Here is a 19,550-nt window from a genome sequence, read left to right on the forward strand (position 1 = left end):
TCAATTTCCGCGCGACGTCGTCGTCGAAGACCAGCCGTCGATGGCGTCCGCCTGTGCGCGCCCCGATTTCTTTGATTTCGCCTTCGTCTTTTTCGACTTCGATTTAAAGTTTGCCTTCGAACGCGGTTGCGCGGGAGTCCGGGCCGAAATCGATGGCGCCTGCTCGTCGCCGCGCACCTGTACCCTTGGATCGGACGCTGTCATCTGGAACATTTCGCGGAAAATGCCCGGGGCGACGAGCGACAATGGATTGACGATCACTTGCGGACTGGACGTCGGTCCCTGGACTGCGAACGTCATTCCGAAAATGCCTTCGCCCTGCGTCCCCGAGATAATCTGACCGAGGACAGGGATACCGCCAAGCGCTCCGTTCAGGCCCTGCAATGGAATATACGTGCCGCCGAAATTGACGCGCTTGGTCTTGAAATCGACCTTGCCGCGCAGGTTAGCCCCAAGCAAAGGACCTTTGAGATAGGCTTCCTGAAGCACGAACTGCCCATAGCCGACCGAGAACGGCGCGCGCATTTTATCAAATTCGAAGATCTCGCGCGTCACGTTGCGATGGCCCTCGATGGCCGGGCGTCCCTGATCGGCACTGCTGACGACTTCGCTAACGATCGGGTCGCCGAGCACTTTGAAATCTTCGACCCAAAGGGTGCCCGTTTTTTCTGCCGGGCCCGTTCCGTCGAGATTGACTTCGAGGCGCATGCGCCCGCCTTCCATGTTCGGATAGAAGTTGACGAGCTTCATCACTCGTCCCGCGTCAGTCGAATCGACGAGCAAACGCCGCGCGCCACCGCTTGTGTCGATCTTTGCGACCAGCGGCGCGCCACCGTCGAGCGTGCCCTCGGCGTTCAGCCCCGTCAAATTGCCGCCGCGCGTATCGAGCTGCATTTTCAGCGCGCGAAGCGAGACATCGGAACCGCCGAGAACGTTGTCGATCGCGACGGTTACGTGTGCGCCTTTCGCAGAGCCGGGCGGCGTGCCTTTGCGCTGCGGCCCGTTACCAACGTTAAAAAGCGAGCGAAAGAAGTTGCGGCCGTCGAAGGTCGTTCCCGAAACATCGATCGTCCAAATGTCGTCCTTGCTGCGCGAACCCCTAACATCCAATCGAGATACGACGTTGAGCATCAAATCCGGAAATTCGAATTTCTTGATCTTGTTGTCTGCGCCAACGACGATCTTGCCGTCAGCGGCGATATCATCGCTCGTTATCTTGAAGTTCTGCAGCTCCGTATCGTGGTTCTGATCGCCGACTATATCGGCATCCACAGAAGCGCTCCGACCTGGAGCCTTACGCCATTGCAAACGGTCGAGAGTCAATTCCGCGTCGGTCAGATCGCCATGTAATTTAATCGCGAGCGGCCCGGTTTCGCTTGGCTCAAGTGATACTTCGATCGGTATGACGCCGTGAACGATATCGTTGATGTTGAGACCGAGCTGCGTACGGTCGGCATCGTCGAGCTTCGCCACGATCTTAACCGGCGGTTGACGCCCGGCATCGGGTCCAAGCAGGCGTTGGGCGGCGATCTTCGCAGGGACACCGTTGACGAGAAGATCGCCCTTGGCGTCGAGGGACTTTTCGGTCAGGTCGAGGTTCAATGTGAAGCCCTGGACATCGAATCTGCCTGCAACCTTTCCGAAACGGCCATCGCTGATGCGTGCCTTGCCGGTGACCGCGATGTCGTCGCCGGAGACATTCGGAACGAATGGCACCTTGATGTCGAAGTGGGCATCGACCTTCCCTTCGCCGGCCTTCGGAAGTTTCGGCGCGTCGCGGAGGGTGCGGATCGGCAGCGCCTGGATCGTTTCGATGAATGGTCCCAGATCGCCGGAAGTAGAAAACCCGATCTCGCCATTCGGGCGCGCGGCCATCACATCGTCGGTGCGGATGCTGCCGCCCTTTAGAGTCAGGCGCTGGCCATCGCCAAGGGTTGTCTCACCGGCCGGCATGGTGATTTCAAGCGCATTGTCCGCCAGCTTGACGGACATCGCCGGCGCTGTGATCGTCGGCATGCCTGGCAACGGCTGAAACGTTATGTTGTCGGCATCGAAGTTCGCCGAAACGCGTTCAAGATCGGTCGATACCGTTCCTGCTTCGATGCCGCCGACGTTACTGTTTGTAAAGCGCAACGTCCCGCCCTTGAAATCGACACCCGAAACGTTCTTGCCGACCCATTCGCGCGTGCCGGTCGCCAGAGCGCGCGGCCAGAGCGCTTTCAGCGTGTTCAACGGCATCGGCGAGACGGAAAACTCGGCCGACATGCTCTGCCCTTCGGAACCGGCCTGCGTTGTCGCTTTCACGACAGCAACGCCGCCGCCGCCAGCGAGGCGGAACTGATCAATATCGACGCGGCCGCGGCTCGGAACGATGCTGCCCTTCGCGGTCCAGCTATCGATGGTGACGGGCGGCACGCCGAATTCCGGCGCCTCGAAAATTCCCTTCTTGCCGTCGAGTGCGAACTGCCATTGCGGCGGTTCGGTAGGTTTCGATATATCCTCCATACTGCCAGAGAACATGATCGCGCCGTCGGCCCATTTGACCGGGCTCGGCTTCAAATCCCAGCGCCGCTTCCTGCCGTCGAAGTCGAGCTTGAAGAGACCCGCCGTCACGTCCATCGGCTGAACGAGATAGGGGAGACGAACGCGGCCCTTGCCAAGCTCCAGCGCGATCTCGCCGTTTTCGACTTCACCCGCTCGGGTCAGCAACACGGTTGCATCGGCGGCAACAGGAAATTCAAACATACCGAGAAGCGCTAGGGGTGGCGCTGCGGAGGCAAGCGTCGACGGAACAAGATCGCGTACCGTCGCCTTAACTTCGAGTTTATCGGTCGCCTCATGTTCATCGGTCAGAAACGAAACGGCCCACGGCCCATTCTTCGAGGCTACAACAGCGCGGCCCGAAATCACGCTGCGTTTTCTGCCGTGATTGAAATCGACGCTCGCTTCGTCGATTCGCCAGGAGCTGCGTCGCCCTTCGTAGTCGACGATGACGCTCGCGTTCGAAAGGCCGAACTCGGTCAGGTAAGAAGTCGCATCGAGCCGCTGGCGCGCGCGATGTGACGAGTCACTCAGCATTTTCGCCAGATTGACCTTGTGGCCGGTTTTCACAGTCCGCACAGCCACGGTGGTGTGGGACGCGGCCGGAGGCGAACCCGGAGCTGCAACAGGTGGTGTGGCAAGAGCTGACGCTCCGGCGCGGGCTGGCGTCGGCCTTGGGATCGCACGCTCGAAGACGAAGCCGCCCTCCTGAGAATAGGCGAGCGCGATAATCGGATCGATCAACTCGATCCTTCGAGGGACGACGCGGCCGCGCGCGAGTGCCGCCATCGAAATATTCACGGCAGCGAGCGGTGACGACAGAACGACATCCCCGCCCGGCTCCAAAACGCTAACATCACGCAGGCGGAATTCGAGTTCGCCCGATTTCCCGAGCCGCAGCTCGGCGCCATCGATTTTCACCGAGCTTGTGGTCAGTTCGGCATTAATGCCGCGTTCGATCGGAGCGACGACGAAATCGAAGCTGATTGGACCGTGCCGCAGCCGGACGTAGAGAACGCCGACCCCGATCAACGTCAACAGCGTCAGCGGCATCACGACATAGAACATCACGCGGCAGCCACGGAATACGCGCCGCATGTTGCGCGACACGACAGACTCGTCGAACTCTTCGGGCTCGTCTGGCGGAAGCTGATGCGCGCGCGATTGCAGCGTCAGCGTGCGTGGCTGGCTGGATCGTTGTGTCGTCTGATCGGCGCGGCGTCCTTCAGTCGGCCGCGCGCCGGTTACGGATCTCGTCAACGCCGCTCCTCAAACCCCCGCGGACGGCAACAACGGCCGACTGGTCCGTGCCCGATATCGGAGACGGACAAAACTCGTTACCAGAGGTGTTCCTAAGCTTCTGGTGTGCATTCGTGCAAGCAAAGCAGGTACAGGTGCAAAAGCGACAAAAGAAAGGCACTTTCAAGATGGTCCAAGACGGCGAAACAGCACCCGATTTCGTGTTGCAGGATGACACCGGTTCGCCGGTGCGACTTTCGGAATTCAGAGGCCGGCCCGTGGTCGTCTATTTTTACCCGAAAGACGACACATCGGGCTGCACCCAGGAGGCCAAGGACTTTTCTTGCCTCGCGGACGATTTTTCCAAGGCAGGCGCCGAGATCGTCGGCATCTCGCCCGATAGCGTCGCTCGCCACCAGAAATTCAAAGACAAATACGATTTGTCGGTGAGGCTTCTGTCCGATGACACGAAGACGGTTGTAGAAGCGTATGGCGTCTGGGTCGAAAAAAGCATGTATGGCCGGAAATACATGGGCGTCGAGCGTTCGACATTTCTCATTGATGCCAAGGGCAAGCTCGTCAGGAGCTGGCGCAAGGTCAAGATCCCCGGACATGCGGAGGACGTTCTCGCTGCGGTCAAAGCATTAGGCAACCTGAGTAAAAAATCCGCCCGCAGGCCGGATCGTTGATCTTCCGCCACAGTGTCCCCCTAAGATTGTAGAGGCCGCGCACAAATCTGGGGATTTACGGTGGATTTGCTTTGGGTCTAGGCTGAATCCTGGCGGCAAAGGTGTTACGCGAATCATATCGCTCTTCCGCCGTTCGCGGCCAAGTCGAGTCCGGCGTTGCTTAAGTTGTGTCAGAGGAAAGATTGCCGATGTTGCCGAATTTTCGTCGCTCAGACTCCGAGACGTTGAAATCGCAGACGACGGCGTCAGCCTTGGAAACAAAGTCGCCGCCTCCCGCGATTAAGCCCCGCTCCTTTCTTTCCGTGCCGCAGCCCGAAATTGCTAAGTCGGTTTCGATCATCGGCAGTGACCTTACGATTGCAGGTAATCTGATCTGCAAAGGCGAGGTCCAGGTTGATGGCATCGTCGAAGGCGATATCGAAGGCAGCCATGTCGTCGTCGGAGACGGCGCGACCATAACGGGCAGTATCTCTGCCGAGGAAATCGTCATTCGCGGTCACGTCGTCGGCTCAGTGCATGGACGCCGCGTCATGCTTCAGACGACGAGTCAGGTCGAAGGCGACATTTATCATCAATCGCTGTCGATCGAGCAGGGCGCGATGTTCGAAGGCAAGTCGCGCCGTACGAAAGAAGATCCGCGCACGATGGTGAAAAAATCGGAGCCAATCGGATTCGTCGTGCCGCCGCAGCTCCCGGAACTCGCAAACTGAGTTTTCTTTTGTCCTAGACGACCCCAAGCACCTTTCCGGCCGTTCGTTTGTAAAAATTTTCGTCGGCGGCCGGACTATTTCAAGCGAGCTTCCGCGCGAGAAACACCAGCGCGTTGTTCGGCCCTCCTCTTCCAGCTTCACAGAAGCCGTTGCGGTTATAGAAGCGCACGTTGTCCGATGCGGCGCTTGTGACGACATGAACGCCGGACGCGCCTGCCTGTCGGGCATCCGCAACCAACGCGTCAATCAACCGTCCTCCGATGCCGAGACGACGGTACGGCGGGGCGAGATTGACGTGCAAATGTGCCGGATAGTGTTTCGCCAGATCGCGGAAGTCCGCGAGGTAACCTGTTTCGGCGAGGCGTATGCTCGATGCCGGGTCAGCAAGCGATCCGACAAGGTAACCCGCCACCTCGCCCGCGCCCGTCATTGCGAGATATGTGAATTGCGGATCGTCGCGAAGATATCGTCCGAGCCATCGGTCTCGAAAAGCAATGCGTGCGTGATCGCTTTCAAAAGACTTCGTGCTGCTCGCCTCGAAGAAAATCTCGTCTATCGCATTGTCGCGCGCGGGCGTCGGGGGGACGTCGAGGTAACGGCGGATCGAAACGCGGCTGGGCATGCTTCCGCTTAGCACGACACCAAGCATCGGACGATGGGCCTGTTGCTTATCAGCTATTCGATAACATATCCGGCTTGCGCCAGCTGCCTTCGGAATGCAGGCGGCAAGTCGGCGGGAATCGCAGGCTGCGGGGCGGTCATTTTCGCCTCTGCCGTCGCGTCAGGCTTCGCCGTCACAGATGCGGGATTCGGTCCGCCGTAATTGCGGCTGAAGGGTTCCGAGGGATCATCCGGCATCTGACGTATGCGCGCCGACGGGGCTGGTTGCGAGGGCAGTCCGTCGCTCTCAACCTGCACAGCGGCTGCGACCTGTTGCGAATACGCTGCGACTGCGGGAGCTGTGGCGTACTGCGCCCCATTGTCGGCCGCGCAGCCGCCTTGTCCTAACGCCGCCACTGCAAAAAGCAGCGGCACGATCGCCGCACGAGCGACTTCAGCCGGCGATCGGCCGGCAGCAAACGCATACATTTTCACGCCTTCAACGCTACAAGAACGCAACGAAACAGAATCCGATGTGCCGGATTGAAACATCGAGGCGTTAAGGAGCCACTAACGGCCGTTCAATAATTGCGGGGCTGCATTCAGGTGGGGATCAGGCCCGAGGCTTTGACGCCGTTAAACAACGCTTGCATTGCAATTGCGGCCAGCAGAATTCCGAAGACGCGGATCAGCACGCGCTGCGCGGTAATGCCAAGGATCCGATTCAGTTCCTGTGCAAGAAGCAGGAGCACGAGCGTCACCCCCATGATGCACACGAGCGCGCCGGTGACGATCGCGAGGCCAAACGGTTCGCCGCTGGCATTCGCTGCTAACAGAATTCCGGCGCTCATCGCGCCGGGTCCTGCAAGCAACGGCGTTGCGAGCGGAAATACAGCAAGATCGTCGCGCGTTTGTGCTTCGGCACCTTCGGATGGCGTCAACTTGATGGCGCCGCCGGGCCGCGCGAAAATCATATCGAGCGCAATCATCAGCAGAATTATGCCGCCGGCTGCCTGTAGCGCCGCAATCGAAACGCCAAGCTCGCTCAAGATCGGACCACCGAGCAGCGTAAAGAATGCAAGAATCGCCGACGCGATGATTGTGGCCCGCACCGCGATCATCTGACGTTCGGGCCGCGGCATCTTCGGCGTGAGCGTCGCGAACAGAACAGCCGCCTCGATCGGACCGATTGTTGCGAAGAATGTCGTCAGACTTTTGAGCGCTGTCTCAAGCATCACGCGAATATCCGACCTGGCAGAGCTGCGCGACACGGCGAGCTTGCGAACGGGATACCATCAAGCCCATCCCAGCACTCATCAGCATACGGTGCTAACAAACTGAAAGCCTTCATCTTTCGTCTGGACAAGAAACGATTCTCGTTTGATCATCATCATTCTAGGGGGGCGCCAATCACTCTTTTTGAAGGGAGATTGCTCAGTGACCAACAGGGAAGTTGCCTACGATCGGGGATTTCAAGCCCAACTCGCCGGCTTCAGTCTTACGACTGCAGAAATTCTCTATCGCCTTCCGGACCATCCGTCACTTTTGCAAAGTTACATCTGGCAAGAGTACGACTGCGCACCGCGCTTTCCGAAGCTCAAATCGTTTCTGGACTTCTGGACCGCGAAACTCGACGGCAAGCTCTTTCGGGTGACGGTCGCACACTCGGAACTCATTCGGCCAGCAGAGCTGAGGCTGATCGGCAGCGAATTTAAAGTCCATTAGTTTCCGCATCCAAGGCTTCGGAAAAGCGGTAAATTGCCGATTGCTGCAAATTCCGGGAACCTTTGGCGATACGTCGCATCCAATGGCTCACCCAGTGAAGCAGGAGGATGTCGGGATGGCTCAATCGTTGCCGGAGGCAGCTTCTCGACCGGCGGACGCCGACCTTATTCGGCGGGCTTCGCAAAAGGACGAGGCCGCCATTCGTTCGATCATTCAAATTCATAACCGCCGCCTTTACCGGGTCGCGCGCGGTATTGTACGCGACGACGGAGAGGCCGAGGATGGTCCCGATGCGAACTTTCATGTGGCGAGCAGCGGTGCTTCTCGTGCTGCAAATCGTGGGCGCTCGCGCCGGGGCCGCGGGCGAGACCGTGCAGGTCAAAATCACTGACCTCGCGTTCTCGCCCGCCAAGATAACGATCAAAGCGGGAGATACGGTGGAGTGGGTCAATGGGGACTTTATCGACCACACCGCGACTGCGGCCGACGGTGGTTGGGACATCCTGATCGGCGCCGGCAAGTCGGCCAGGCTTCAATTTACGAGCACGGGCACAAGCAAATGTTATTGCCGCTTGCATCCCAATATGACCGGGGTCGTTCATGTGCGGCCGTAGCTTTCGGCGCCCATCATTTCGCGGTTTTCACGGCAATGGTCACGACGACCGAGGTGCCGGGATTACGCTGTTCGATAATGACATGACTTCCGAGTTGCGCAGCGAGCATCTGCATCAACCGGCTGCCCATGCCGCTTTCCGTCCCGGCCGTTCCGATTCCGATACCGTCATCGGTGACGGTTAGGACATAAGCATTTTCGCCGCGCACGAAGCGCACGGCGATTGTTCCTCGACGTTCGCCGGGAAATGCATGCTTGGCAGCGTTTGTTACCGACTCATTGACAATGAGGCCGAGCGGAACGGCTTTCTCGATGCTGATCGAATGACTTTCCGCTTCGCATTCGAGAGCGATCGGTCGCGATGCCAGGCGTGACAGCTTTAGATCGCCGCAAAGCTCGCCAATATACGATTTCGTATCGACGACGACACGATCGTTATGAATTTCGAGACGTCTGTGCATTCGTGCGATGGTCTGTACGCGATCGGCCGCCGAAATAAGCGCCTCTCGCGCGGCGCCTTCGGACGTGCGCGCCTGCAAATTCAACAACGTCACGACGTTGGCCAGATCGTTGCGCGTGCGATGCGCAAGCTCTTCCAACAGAAGATCACGCTCATTCAGAGCGGTTTGCGCGCGCTCATGCTCAATCGCGAGGTCGACCAGCCCCTTGTGCAGTGCCTCCACAACAGCCGCAATAAGCATTCCGACCACAACGAACAGAGCCAGTGCGATTTGGTCGTCGCCGTTAGCGATGGTCAGCGAGCCGACCGGCTCCAGTAAGAAGTAATCGCATAGCGCAGCGCTCAGGATGGTCGCGAGAAAACCGTTGCCGCGATCAAGAAACGCGCCGCAAGCGAAGATGATGGGAATGAAAGCCAAAAATGGATAATGTTGGGCGTGCGAGCCTGTTTGCACCCATGCCCAAATCACAATGGCGACGGCCGCTATCGTGACTAGATAGCGGACCCATGCCGGTACTTTTCTGGATGCCAGCGCGATATCGTGTAAACTGCCAATCCAACCGTTCATCGACCTTTAACGCGCATCTGTTCGCCTCGGTTCAATTGCTTACCATGGCTCGGATCATGCAGGATCTTATTCGGTTTGTTCTCGTCAATTTCACCCTTACGTTTCTCGTTCTTGGCCTGATCGTCGCGGTCGTTGCGCTGTGGCGGAGTCGCGAACCTCTGACCAGTTCTATCATCGTTGAGGCGTTGTTCTCTTATTTTCTGCTTTTCTCGATTGGCGTGAGCTTCCTTTACAATTTCGTGCTGCACGCGTTTTTCGGTGAAATGACGGCGCGGGTCATCGGCTGGGCCGACAGTCCTTTTCAACTTGAGGTCGCTTTCGCAAGTCTCGGATTTGCGTCACTCGGTTTTCTCGCCTGGCGTGGCAGTTACGATCTTCGCCTCGCCGCGGTCATCGGAAGTGCCTGCTTTTTGCTCGGAGCGGCGGGAGGACACGTCTACCAGATGGTGACGGCGCACAATTTCGCACCCGGCAATGCGGGCGTGATTTTTTACACCGACATTCTCATTCCAATCATCGGTTTCGTCTTCCTCTGGCTGCAGCGAGGGCGCGGGTAAAGATCTATCCGGTCGAAGCATTACACACCCTCCTTATAGAGTGCCGCGACGACACGCGGCGTCAGAAGGCCTTGGACGACGACGGTGAAGATAACGACCGCGTAGCAGACTGCATCCAGAATATCGTTATAGGGACCGGCGGGAAGGCTCAGAACCAATGCGACGGAGATCGCACCGCGCAATCCGACCCAGGTGAGAAGTGAGGTCGATCGAAGGGTATCGCCCGGCGTCAGTCGCAGAAGCCACAACGGAAGCCCGACGCTTATGAAGCGCGATATCAAAGCCACCGGGATGGCCGCTATCGCCGCGAACATCGCTAGCATCGACATATTCATGGCGAGAATCTCGAAGCCGAGCAGGACGAAAAGCAAAGTGTTAAGGAAGCTATCGATCATTGACCAGAATACATTGATCTTGCCGCGGCGGTCTCGTTCGCCGCCTCGCGCTATTTGACCGTTTGCGAGAACGATGCCGCAAACCACCACAGCCAACGGACCCGAAAGTCCGAGGGTGAGCGCAAGCCGATATGCTCCGAGTGCTAAAGCCAGCGACGTGAACACTGCGATTTCGTCGTCCCTGATGCTGCGCATCACGAAGCATGCGAGAAGTCCCGTTGCGAGACCGACTGCAATACCGCCGCCGCCTTCAACAAGCATCGCCCATAGCACGCGTCCGTGCCCGAGGACGTTGTGCTCGCCAGCGATTGCGGCAAGTGCCGACAGAAATACGACCAAAGCCGTGCCGTCGTTAAACAAGCTTTCGCCAACGATCATCGCCTTAAGTGAGGCCGGTAAGGGTATGCCTCTCAACAAACCTTCGACGGCCACTGCGTCGGTCGGCGCCAGTATCGCGCCCAATGCGAAGCACCACGCGATCGGCACCGCCAGTCCACACGCGTGAACCACGCCCCAAATGGCGAACGTGAAAATCGCGGTCGAGATAAATACGCCGATCGTCGCCAGGCAGAACACCGCCACCGCATTGACGCGCAGATCGTGAAGATTGGCCTGCAAACTGCTCGCGAATAGCAGGAGTGCGAGGATGCCGCCGAGCAGGATGCGATGCAGGTGAGCGTTGTCAACTCGCCTTTGCAATAGCCCTTCAAATTGGAAGCCGCCGACGAGATGGCTGGCAACGATCACAGTCAGCGATAGCAACAACGACCCGAGCAAGAGCGCGATAACCCGGGGCAATCCGAAATAGCGTTCATTGATAATGCTGACGACAGTTGCCAAGACCAAAATGATGGACCCGACATCGAATACGGACACTGACGATCCCTTGGCTTGTTCGGCGTATTGTCGTCATACGAAGGTGAAGCAAATCTATCGTCAATAGCCTACATGGCGACGCTACTGCGCCAGCGGATTTAAGGTTAGGATGCTCACTGGGCCAGGTCGCCGGCGGCTTCCGGAGACATTCCATCATCTCGACGCGCACTTCAGGGAAGCTGGCGACTGGGGCTGTTAAGGGACCATTTTCGCAGCGTCTCCTGCGAATTCGCGACCAACCGCCCAGGCGCCGAGCTCATTGTCTGCGTCGGAAGCGCCGCCCATACCGATGCGCTTTGTCCCGCCGCGCGGCACGCCTATGCGATGCCTGCATTTCTCACCGTGTTTGAAACACGCCCTTGCAGACCGCGTGGGAACGAAGTGAGCCCGCGGGACATTGGGCGGGGATAATTTCGCTACCGCGGCCAAGAGCCGTTGCTGACTGACGCTCTTTGCAGCTTCGTGCTCAGTTTCGATTACACGCATATGCGCTTATACATCGAACGTAATCGCCGGTGATCTCAAATCCGCTGTCCAAAAACCGAACGGAATTCGTATTGCGCACTTGTATATGTATGTTTTTCTTTTCCGGATCGTAGTCTTTGAGGCGGCATGACGTTTCGACGTCGAGAACATCTCCCACCTTTTTTACGTTCGAGGCGTCGCAACTAAAGGCCCTTTGAAGATATTCAATTCCGCCGCCGCAAATTCCTACGACCTGATAGCGCTTGGAATCGAAGCGGCTCATCTTGTCGAGCGCGCCGCTATTGGCAAGTTTGCAGTCTGCGGATGAATGCGCCCATACCCCGATCAGATCTGACAAAGAACCGGCAGATTGTTGCACGTCGACAATCCCTGGCGGTTTGGCGCGCCCCTCCGGATCAAACAATTTAAATTTACGCGCGACGAGGGTCTTGCCATTGACTGCCAAGCCCACCTCCCACTCTCCCAGATGTTCGGTGTTCTGCGGGCCACGAAACTCGGTAAAGAGCGTTCGAATGGATCCCGAATAGGACGAATCGAATATCCAGGGCGCATCAATATCTTCCCAGGCTGTCCCTCCATTGGCCACTTCGTAAGGACGTGAAGTCTTATAATGCACCACCAGCCGGTCGCCGCGGAGAATTCTGGGTAATCGGAATTCGTAACCAATGGTGGCCCCCTCCTGCTTGGGCAGCCTGTTGGCCGGGTCGATCCGGTAAGTCATCCGGTACTCTCGAATGTCCTCGTTGGTGGTGTCTTTGCCTCTCGTTTTCCGAAGCCGTTTCGACAGGGAAACGATCCTTCCGAATTTCGTAACGCGAAGCCGGACACGGCGACCCTTTTCAGTGACGACGGAAAAAGTTTTCGGTAGGCCTATTTCCCGAATTGCGGGCGGGCTGGCGCTCTTTTCCGTCGGCTCAGCATCGACCCGTTCTATTCCCTCGGTGACCTCTTCGCCGGCCTCGGCGCAATTCCATTCCGAGAGAAGGACGTAAACGTCTTTTTGCGCTATGCCGCCTCGTGTCCCGTGCAAATTACCCTTTGCGAATGTGCCCGTTTGCGATTGGATATTTTGCTTTACATAGAACGACCATCCCGTTCCGATATAGTTATCGCCAGTCCATTGCGTATCAATTGCATTGGGTTTCGGCGCGCTCAGGATGCGTGCGTTGTTATCCTTTGGAGTGCATAACAAACCTGCGCTGCAGCTTTCCGACAGCACCAGCATCGATACGATTATAATTGGAAGGCGTTTCATTTTTTGGGACCCCGCGAATTCCGCAGGATTATCCTTCAGCCCGCGGAAGAAATAAATATATCTGTTGCGGGTATGTTAATTGGCGAAATCGGCCCTCGGACGAGTCGGAGTATTTCGATAGGCCTAGATTGATACCCGGCATGCGAAGGCTTTATCTTAATGCCACTCCTACATTCTCCCCCGACACCCTCCCCCGGTCGGTTAGCGCAGGCGACCGTACGGGCTCCGCACTTCCCTGTGCGCGTGAGCATTGCGCACGCCCCCTTTTTTCACGAAAAAGATGCCCGCCTTTTGCATCGGCGGGCTCGAACCAAGTGAAATGTGGCGCAATTTATCCCGTTCGTAACGACAGAACTTGCAATAAAGAACGGCCTTCACTATGCTGGGCGTGTTCGAGCTTCGCTGAAAACGACTTGGCCTCGCCGCGAAGTGCGCGCCTGACCGACGACCTTCCAAAAAATCTCGACTGTCTTTCCCGGCACTCGTCGGAAGGCAAAAGCGCATATCTAATCGAGGATACTTCTCTATGCAGACAGGAACCGTGAAGTGGTTCAACAGCCAAAAAGGCTTCGGATTCATCCAGCCGGATGAGGGCGGCAACGACGTTTTCGTACATATCAGCGCCGTCGAGCGTGCTGGCATGCGCAGCCTCAACGAGGGCCAGAAGATTTCATTCGAGATCGTCGCTGACCGCCGCAGCGGCAAGTCTTCCGCGGACAATCTGCGGGCGGCGTGACCTTAATTTTGAACTGACGTATTTGGCTTGACCCCGGTTCTGCCGCGGAACAGCCGGATCGACGAACCCGCGCCCGCTTCGTCGGCCGCGGGTTTTTATTTTCATTCGGACTTGAAGGATTTTCGCTTGGCGATTGCATCCAAACACGTGTCGACCGCCGCCGCCATCAAATTGCGCCGGGCGCAAGAGGCGTCGCAGGCGATGAAGGATCATGAAGCGGAAAGATTGGCTGTTCGCGCCAAGACGGAACGCCTTCGCGCCGAGCGGCTGGCACGAGAGGCCGCCAACCCGCCGCAGCCGAAAAAAAAGAAACGCTGACGGAAAAGCCGCGTGGCGCTTCAAGCCCGATGCGCGTCAGGCGGATGCGGCGATCTCCCACCATAGCCCGCCGCTCCAAAGGCCGATGACCTCGCCCATGGCGTCCTCCGGCTTGGCCAGTTCGACAAGTTCAGCGTAAATCGCGCGCGTGCAGAGCGCTTCCAGGCGTCCGCGCACAAGGACGTAGGGTTTGAGGCCGCCCTCGGGTTTTGTCTTTTGGAAGCGCAGCGGATGCGCGGCATCGACCGTTACCACATCATCGACGTTGGTGCGAAACGTAAGCATCTGGTTCCGGCCCTCGCCCGACACGGCCATCTCTACAGCGAGAAACGGAGCATCCTCGACTTCGACATCGACTTTCTCGGCAGGCGTTACCAGATAGGTCTTGCCGTCTTCGTCCTTCCTGAGGATCGACGCGAATAGCTTGACGAGTGCGATCCGTCCGATGGGACTTTCCTGATAGAGCCAGACACCGTCACGGCGGATCTTCATGCCGATATCGCCGCAGTAGGGCGGATTCCATTTCTCGACGGGACGAGCGCCCGCCTTGTCGCTTTCGGCCGCGGCCCGCGTCAATGCTTCCAGACCTGTGGATGATGTTTTGGTACTGTCGGTCATACCGGCTTTTTCATGAGTATTATCGGGCATCTGCGTCCGGCGCTGCGATCCGTCGAATTGGCGCCTTATCCTAACGTAACCTTCACTTGACCCTATGAGGACCGGGCGGGATCGTCTAGGCTCAAGGCGCTGCCGGGAACGCCATAGCTCGGCCCTTTGTTTCCAATACGCTATTTGCCGAGCGAGGCCATTCTGTCCATGAGCAATGTCGTCGAAACCCATACCGATATCGTGCCCAGGCTCGAAGCTGCCGCGGAGCGCGTGCAGCGCGCCCACAAAGCTGCGGCGTCCGTCATTTTCGGACAAGACGAGGTCATCGAGCGGACGCTGGTCACGATCCTGTCGGGCGGACATGCGTTGCTGATCGGCGTGCCCGGACTGGCCAAGACGCTGCTAGTCGAGACTTTGGGCAAGGTTCTTGGGCTCGATGCCAAACGCATTCAGTTCACTCCCGATCTGATGCCGTCGGACATCATCGGCTCGGAAGTTTTGGAAGAAGAACCTGGCCGCGGGCGCTCGTTCCGCTTCATCAAAGGTCCGATCTTCACGCAGCTTCTGATGGCGGACGAAATCAATCGCGCCTCGCCGAAGACGCAGTCGGCGCTGTTGCAGGCGATGCAGGAGCATCACGTCACCGTTGCCGGGCAGCGCCATGACACGCCGGCGCCGTTCCATGTGCTTGCGACCCAGAACCCCCTCGAACAGGAAGGCACGTATCCGCTGCCCGAGGCGCAGCTCGACCGCTTTCTGTTGCAGATCGATGTCGGCTATCCCGATCTCAATGCAGAGCGCCGCATGCTCTACGCGACCACCGGCACCGATTCCGCAAAAGTCGAAGCCGTGATCTCGGCGCAAGATCTGATGGCGACGCAACGGCTCGTGCGGCAGATCCCGGTCCCCGATAAAGTCGTCGATGCGATTTTGAAACTTGTGCGCGCGGCGCGCCCGGGCACCGGCGCCAATCCAGAGACCGATCGCTTCGTTGCATGGGGTCCAGGCCCGCGCGCCAGTCAGGCCTTCATGCTTGCCGTGCGCGCCAAGGCGATGATCGACGGGCGCCTCGCGCCTTCAGTCGACGACGTGATCGCGCTCGCCGAGCCAATCCTGAAGCATCGCATGGCCTTGACGTTCGCGGCGCGCGCCGAGGGCGAGGATCTCAATCATATTATTGCGCGCCTCGCTTCGTCGGTGGAGTAATCGCGCATGGCGGGCCCACGAGGGCAACGATCCAGCGTCGGCACCGAAAGCCGTCACGTCCTGGCGCTGGAGCGCGAGGCGGTCGGACTTGTCGATCGCATGCCGGAGCTTTTGATGGAAGCAGCCCGGATCGCCTCGACCGTGGCGCAGGGCATTCACGGACGCCGCCGCGCGGGTCCGGGCGAAACGTTCTGGCAGTTCCGCCAGTATCAAGCGGGCGAGAACGCGACGCTTGTCGACTGGCGGCGGTCGGCGAGTTCGGATCATCTTTTTATCCGCGAACGCGAGTGGGAGGCGGCGCACACGCTCTATCTCTGGCCGGACATTTCGCCATCGATGAACTTTCAGAGCCATATCGCGCCAGTTTCGAAGCGCGATCGTGGGCTGGTGCTGACACTTGCTGCGGCCGAGTTGCTGGTACGCGGCGGGGAACGGGTGGCGCTACTGGCGCAGACATCCCCAACCGCCAATCGCAACGCCGCAACGCGTATCGCCGAGACGATCGTCGCGAACGCCGAGTCCGATTTGGCGCGCTCGGGCCTGCCGCCCAAAGCGGCGCTTGGCCGTTTTTCAGGACTAATTCTGATCAGCGATTTCTTGACACCCACGCGCGAGATTCGTGAACGGCTGGAAGGTTTCGCCGGTCATGGCGTTGCCGGACACATGGTGCAGGTCATCGATCCGGCCGAAGAAACGCTGCCCTACTACGGGCGCACGGAATTTCTAAGCCCTTCAGGCGAGCAGCGGTGGGTTGCAGATCGCGTTGAAGCATTGCGGCCGCAATATCGCGCACGCTTCGAAGCGCATCGCGCCGAGCTTGCCGAAATGGCGAAGCGGTTCGGCTGGTCGTTCCTGACCCATCATACCGATCGTTCCGCCTCCGAACCGCTCCTGTCACTGCTCATGCGCCTGCAGGGTTCGGCCAGCGGCTATAAGTGGATGTCCGCCAGCTCCGATGTGACGGAGCGCGCATCATGAGTTTCGGCCCCCTCGCCTTTCTCAATCCGTGGCTTCTCGCCGCTCTCGTGACGCTGCCGATTATCTACTGGCTCTTACGCGCGGTGCCGCCGCGTCCGACGCAGGTCGAATTTCCTCCGACGCGCATTTTGGTCGGCCTCGAAAATGAGGAAAAGACAGCGGAAAAAACGCCGTGGTGGCTGACTTTGATCCGGCTGATCGCGGCGACGCTCGTCATCCTGGCGCTGGCGGAGCCGGTACTCAATCCATCGCGGGATGCAGCGCTTTCGGGCGACGGGCCGGTGGTTGTGTTTGTCGATAACGGCTGGGCCGCGGCTTCGCGTTGGCCCGAGCGCGTCAACATGATCGACCGCATCATCGGGCAGGCCGAAAGCAAGGGGCGGCCGGTTATAATTGCCGGAACGGCCGCTACGATGAAGTTGCCCGTCCTCAAAATTCAATCACCTGCCGATGCCCGAAGCACCGCCGCAGCGCTGACACTCGAACCGTTCGCGCCGAACCGCGAGGCCGCCGTCGCTGCGCTCAAAACGACCCTCGATCAGGCGGGCGCAAAAAATCCGAGCATCATCTGGTTGCCGGACGGCATCGATCATAAGTCGGATGTGAGCGATATCGCGATGAAACTCGCGAGCCTCGCCGGCAACGGCACGTTCGCAGTGCTCGATGAAACCAAGGGGCGCGAAGCACTTGGGCTTGCGGCGCAGCTCGGTGAAAAAGGCAAACTCGAAGCGACCGTGTTTTCGCCCGGCGATGCTGCCAGGCAAGGCAGCGTCTATGCCTACTCGGCGCGCAGCGAACGGTTGGGCGAAGCACCTTTCAAACTCGCGGCGGGCCAGCGATCGGCGACGGTGGCATTCGATCTACCGCTAGAACTGCGCAACCAAGTGGCGCGGATTGAAATTGCCAACGAGCGTTCCGCAGGCAGCGTCAGTCTCATCGACGCGGCCACGCAATGGCATCGCGTGGGCCTTCTCTCAGGCGAAAGCCGCGAAGAGGCGCAGCCTTTGCTTGCGCCGCTCTACTACATCGAGAAGGCGCTGAAGCCTTATGCCGATTTGGCGATCGCAAAGAACGCCAATCTCTCCGAAGGGCTCGACACCGTCTTCAAGCAGAATATCTCAGTCTTAATGCTTGCCGACATCGGAACGTTGACGGGCGATACCGCGAAGAAGATCGACGACTTCGTAAAGCGCGGCGGACTGCTCGTTCGCTTTGCCGGCCCGCGGCTCGAAAAGTCAGGCGACGAGCTGTTGCCGGTTGCGCTACGCACCGGGGGACGCTCGCTCGGCGGCGCGTTGTCATGGTCGACACCGCAACCGCTAGCGGCGTTCGACGAGAATAGCCCGTTCTCGGGTTTGACAATTCCGAAGGACGTGACCGTCAACCGGCAGGTGCTCGCCGATCCGGCCGAGCTGACACCCGAGGTCGAGATCTGGGCGCGGCTTAAGGATGGCACACCGCTCGTCACCGCGACGAAGCACGGCAATGGACGGCTGGTTCTTTTCCACGTCACGGCGAATTCAGATTGGTCGAACCTGCCGATGTCAGGCCTGTTCGTCGATATGCTGCGCCGCCTTTCGACGATGGGCGCGATCGGCGCCTCCGTCCAGCAGGGGAAAGCATCGGCCGAAGCAACTGCGAACGGCGCAGCGAATGCCAACAGCGACGCCAATGTGCTTGCTCCTTTGAAAACGCTCGACGGACTTGGGACGCTGCGCGCGCCGCCGCCGACAGCGGAGCCTGTTAAAGCATCGGAACTCGAAAAAACCGAGCCGAGCTTCGATCATCCACCCGGCTACTACGGACAGTCGGCGAGCCCTCGCGCGCTCAACGTGCTGACGCCGAAAAGCACACTTACTCCGTTCCCCGCTCTGCCGGCATCGGTGACGCGGCTTTCATACGAGAATGCGGCGAGCACGCCGCTGAAACCGACGCTGCTTGGCATTGCTCTCGCGCTGTTGTTCGCGGACATTCTCGCGGTTCTCGTTTTGCAGGCGGGCGGCTTGGCAGGAGTGTTCGCGCGGCGCCCTCGTTCGCGTACGAGGACCGGCGCGGCTGCAGCCATCATGTTTGCGACACTTGCTTATGCCGCATTCCCCGGCACCGCAAAGGCGCAGGAATTCTCGCCGGAGGATTTTCAGCAACCGGAAATCCAACAGCTCGATAACTTCGCACGGCCCCAGTCGCCGAACGGCATCGAGATCGTGCGGCCAGGCAACCTATCGGAGAAAGACAAAGCGGCCATCAAGGCGACGAGCAAAGTAACGCTCGCCTACGTTCTCAGCGGCGACCGCGAGACCGATGAAACCAGCCGTGCCGGCCTGCAGGGCCTCGGTCGCGTGCTCGAAACGCGAACGGCCGTCGAACCGGGTGAGCCCGCGGCCGTCGATATCACAAAGGACGAGATTGCGTTCTATCCCGTTCTTTACTGGCCCGTGCTTGAGTCCGCCGAAGCGTTGCCCGATCCAGTCATCGCCAAGATCGACGCTTACATGAAGGAAGGCGGGCTCATCATTTTCGATACGCGCGACTACGGACAGGGCGGCAGCAACACCTTGCCGCTCGCAGGCAAAGGGGGCTCGGCGTTGCAACGGCTCTTGGGCAAGCTGGACGTGCCGCCGCTCGAACCGGTCCCAGAAAATCACGTTGTCACGAAGTCGTTCTATTTGCTCAGGTCGTTTCCCGGCCGATGGGACGGCGGACAGCTTTGGGTCGAAGCCACGCCGCATAACGACAACGAGACGCACAAGGCGCGCGTATCGGACGGCGTCACTTCTATCATGATTACGTCGAATGATTTCGCAGCCGCATGGGCGCTCGATGATCGCGGGCGGCCGCTCTATCCCGTCGTGCCGGGCGGCGAGATGCAGCGAGAGATGGCGTTTCGCGGCGGCATCAACATCGTCATGCATGCGCTGACGGGCAACTACAAAGCCGACCAAGTCCACGTGCCAGCATTGCTCGAAAGACTAGGTCAGTAGAGGTCAGA

Annotated in this window: 18 protein-coding genes; 10 read left to right on the top strand and 8 right to left on the bottom strand. The window is 59.0% G+C overall.

Annotated elements, in window-relative coordinates; genetic code table 11:
* Positions 1-3,801, bottom strand: coding sequence for an AsmA-like C-terminal region-containing protein (locus tag VHB22_RS07780; protein ID WP_325456391.1), 3,801 nt, complete (start codon positions 3,799-3,801; stop codon positions 1-3).
* A gap of 167 nt (positions 3,802-3,968) precedes the next feature.
* On the opposite strand from VHB22_RS07780, the gene bcp reads away from it, so the two are divergent.
* Entirely contained in the window at positions 3,969-4,469 is a 501-nt protein-coding gene (bcp, locus tag VHB22_RS07785; RefSeq protein WP_325456515.1) for a thioredoxin-dependent thiol peroxidase, read from the top strand.
* Positions 4,470-4,657: 188 nt separating this feature from the next.
* Positions 4,658-5,179: a polymer-forming cytoskeletal protein gene (locus VHB22_RS07790; RefSeq protein WP_325456392.1), complete on the top strand. Its 522-nt coding sequence runs from the start codon at positions 4,658-4,660 to the stop codon at positions 5,177-5,179.
* 79 nt (positions 5,180-5,258) lie between these two features.
* On the opposite strand, the gene VHB22_RS07795 is transcribed toward VHB22_RS07790, so the two are convergent.
* From VHB22_RS07795 to VHB22_RS07805, 3 genes are all read right to left on the bottom strand, one after another.
* Positions 5,259-5,801 (bottom strand): GNAT family N-acetyltransferase, encoded by a 543-nt coding sequence (locus VHB22_RS07795; protein WP_325456393.1) that lies wholly within the window; start codon positions 5,799-5,801, stop codon positions 5,259-5,261.
* A gap of 53 nt (positions 5,802-5,854) precedes the next feature.
* Positions 5,855-6,268: an adhesin gene (locus tag VHB22_RS07800; protein WP_325456394.1), complete on the bottom strand. Its 414-nt coding sequence runs from the start codon at positions 6,266-6,268 to the stop codon at positions 5,855-5,857.
* Positions 6,269-6,381: 113 nt separating this feature from the next.
* Positions 6,382-7,014 carry a MarC family protein gene (locus tag VHB22_RS07805; protein ID WP_325456395.1) on the bottom strand — a complete coding sequence of 211 codons (633 nt, stop codon included), beginning with the start codon at positions 7,012-7,014 and terminating at the stop codon, positions 6,382-6,384.
* Positions 7,015-7,216: 202 nt separating this feature from the next.
* On the opposite strand from VHB22_RS07805, the gene VHB22_RS07810 reads away from it, so the two are divergent.
* Together VHB22_RS07810 and VHB22_RS07820 are read left to right on the top strand one after the other, a co-directional pair.
* Complete coding sequence (locus VHB22_RS07810; protein ID WP_325456396.1) at positions 7,217-7,504, top strand: usg protein; 288 nt, start codon at positions 7,217-7,219, stop codon at positions 7,502-7,504.
* A gap of 290 nt (positions 7,505-7,794) precedes the next feature.
* Positions 7,795-8,118 carry a cupredoxin family copper-binding protein gene (locus tag VHB22_RS07820; protein WP_325456397.1) on the top strand — a complete coding sequence of 108 codons (324 nt, stop codon included), beginning with the start codon at positions 7,795-7,797 and terminating at the stop codon, positions 8,116-8,118.
* A gap of 13 nt (positions 8,119-8,131) precedes the next feature.
* Here the strand turns inward: VHB22_RS07820 and VHB22_RS07825 are convergent, their stop codons facing one another.
* Positions 8,132-9,145, bottom strand: coding sequence for a sensor histidine kinase (locus VHB22_RS07825; protein ID WP_325456398.1), 1,014 nt, complete (start codon positions 9,143-9,145; stop codon positions 8,132-8,134).
* Positions 9,146-9,201: 56 nt separating this feature from the next.
* Here VHB22_RS07825 and VHB22_RS07830 point away from each other — a divergent pair, with 56 nt between their 5' ends.
* A complete protein-coding gene (locus VHB22_RS07830; protein WP_325456399.1) occupies positions 9,202-9,702 on the top strand; it encodes a DUF6790 family protein in 501 nt (166 codons plus the stop codon).
* Positions 9,703-9,722: 20 nt separating this feature from the next.
* Here the strand turns inward: VHB22_RS07830 and VHB22_RS07835 are convergent, their stop codons facing one another.
* Both VHB22_RS07835 and VHB22_RS07840 read right to left on the bottom strand, forming a co-directional pair.
* On the bottom strand, positions 9,723-10,973 hold the full coding sequence (locus VHB22_RS07835; protein ID WP_325456400.1) for a sodium:proton antiporter: 1,251 nt from the start codon (positions 10,971-10,973) through the stop codon (positions 9,723-9,725).
* Between the two features lie 466 nt (positions 10,974-11,439).
* On the bottom strand, positions 11,440-12,684 hold the full coding sequence (locus VHB22_RS07840) for a hypothetical protein (protein ID WP_325456401.1): 1,245 nt from the start codon (positions 12,682-12,684) through the stop codon (positions 11,440-11,442).
* A 556-nt stretch (positions 12,685-13,240) separates the two neighbouring features.
* Between VHB22_RS07840 and VHB22_RS07845 the strand changes: the two genes are divergently transcribed.
* Complete coding sequence (locus tag VHB22_RS07845; RefSeq protein WP_325456402.1) at positions 13,241-13,450, top strand: cold-shock protein; 210 nt, start codon at positions 13,241-13,243, stop codon at positions 13,448-13,450.
* 126 nt (positions 13,451-13,576) lie between these two features.
* On the top strand, positions 13,577-13,768 hold the full coding sequence (locus VHB22_RS07850; RefSeq protein ID WP_414652720.1) for a hypothetical protein: 192 nt from the start codon (positions 13,577-13,579) through the stop codon (positions 13,766-13,768).
* Between the two features lie 36 nt (positions 13,769-13,804).
* On the opposite strand, the gene VHB22_RS07855 is transcribed toward VHB22_RS07850, so the two are convergent.
* A complete protein-coding gene (locus VHB22_RS07855) occupies positions 13,805-14,386 on the bottom strand; it encodes a DUF1285 domain-containing protein (RefSeq protein WP_325456403.1) in 582 nt (193 codons plus the stop codon).
* A 198-nt stretch (positions 14,387-14,584) separates the two neighbouring features.
* Here VHB22_RS07855 and VHB22_RS07860 point away from each other — a divergent pair, with 198 nt between their 5' ends.
* Genes VHB22_RS07860 through VHB22_RS07870 form a run of 3 tightly spaced genes read left to right on the top strand, consistent with a single transcriptional unit; the run spans position 14,585 to position 19,542 of the window.
* Positions 14,585-15,583 carry a MoxR family ATPase gene (locus tag VHB22_RS07860; RefSeq protein WP_325456404.1) on the top strand — a complete coding sequence of 333 codons (999 nt, stop codon included), beginning with the start codon at positions 14,585-14,587 and terminating at the stop codon, positions 15,581-15,583.
* Positions 15,584-15,589: 6 nt separating this feature from the next.
* Positions 15,590-16,561, top strand: a complete 972-nt coding sequence (locus tag VHB22_RS07865) for a DUF58 domain-containing protein (RefSeq protein WP_325456405.1) — start codon at positions 15,590-15,592, stop codon at positions 16,559-16,561.
* On the top strand, positions 16,558-19,542 hold the full coding sequence (locus VHB22_RS07870) for a DUF4159 domain-containing protein (RefSeq protein ID WP_325456406.1): 2,985 nt from the start codon (positions 16,558-16,560) through the stop codon (positions 19,540-19,542). Before VHB22_RS07865 ends, VHB22_RS07870 begins: the two co-directional genes overlap by 4 nt.
* Positions 19,543-19,550 lie beyond the last annotated feature (8 nt).

This window comes from Hyphomicrobium sp., assembly GCF_035548195.1.
Lineage (GTDB): Bacteria > Pseudomonadota > Alphaproteobacteria > Rhizobiales > Hyphomicrobiaceae > Hyphomicrobium_B.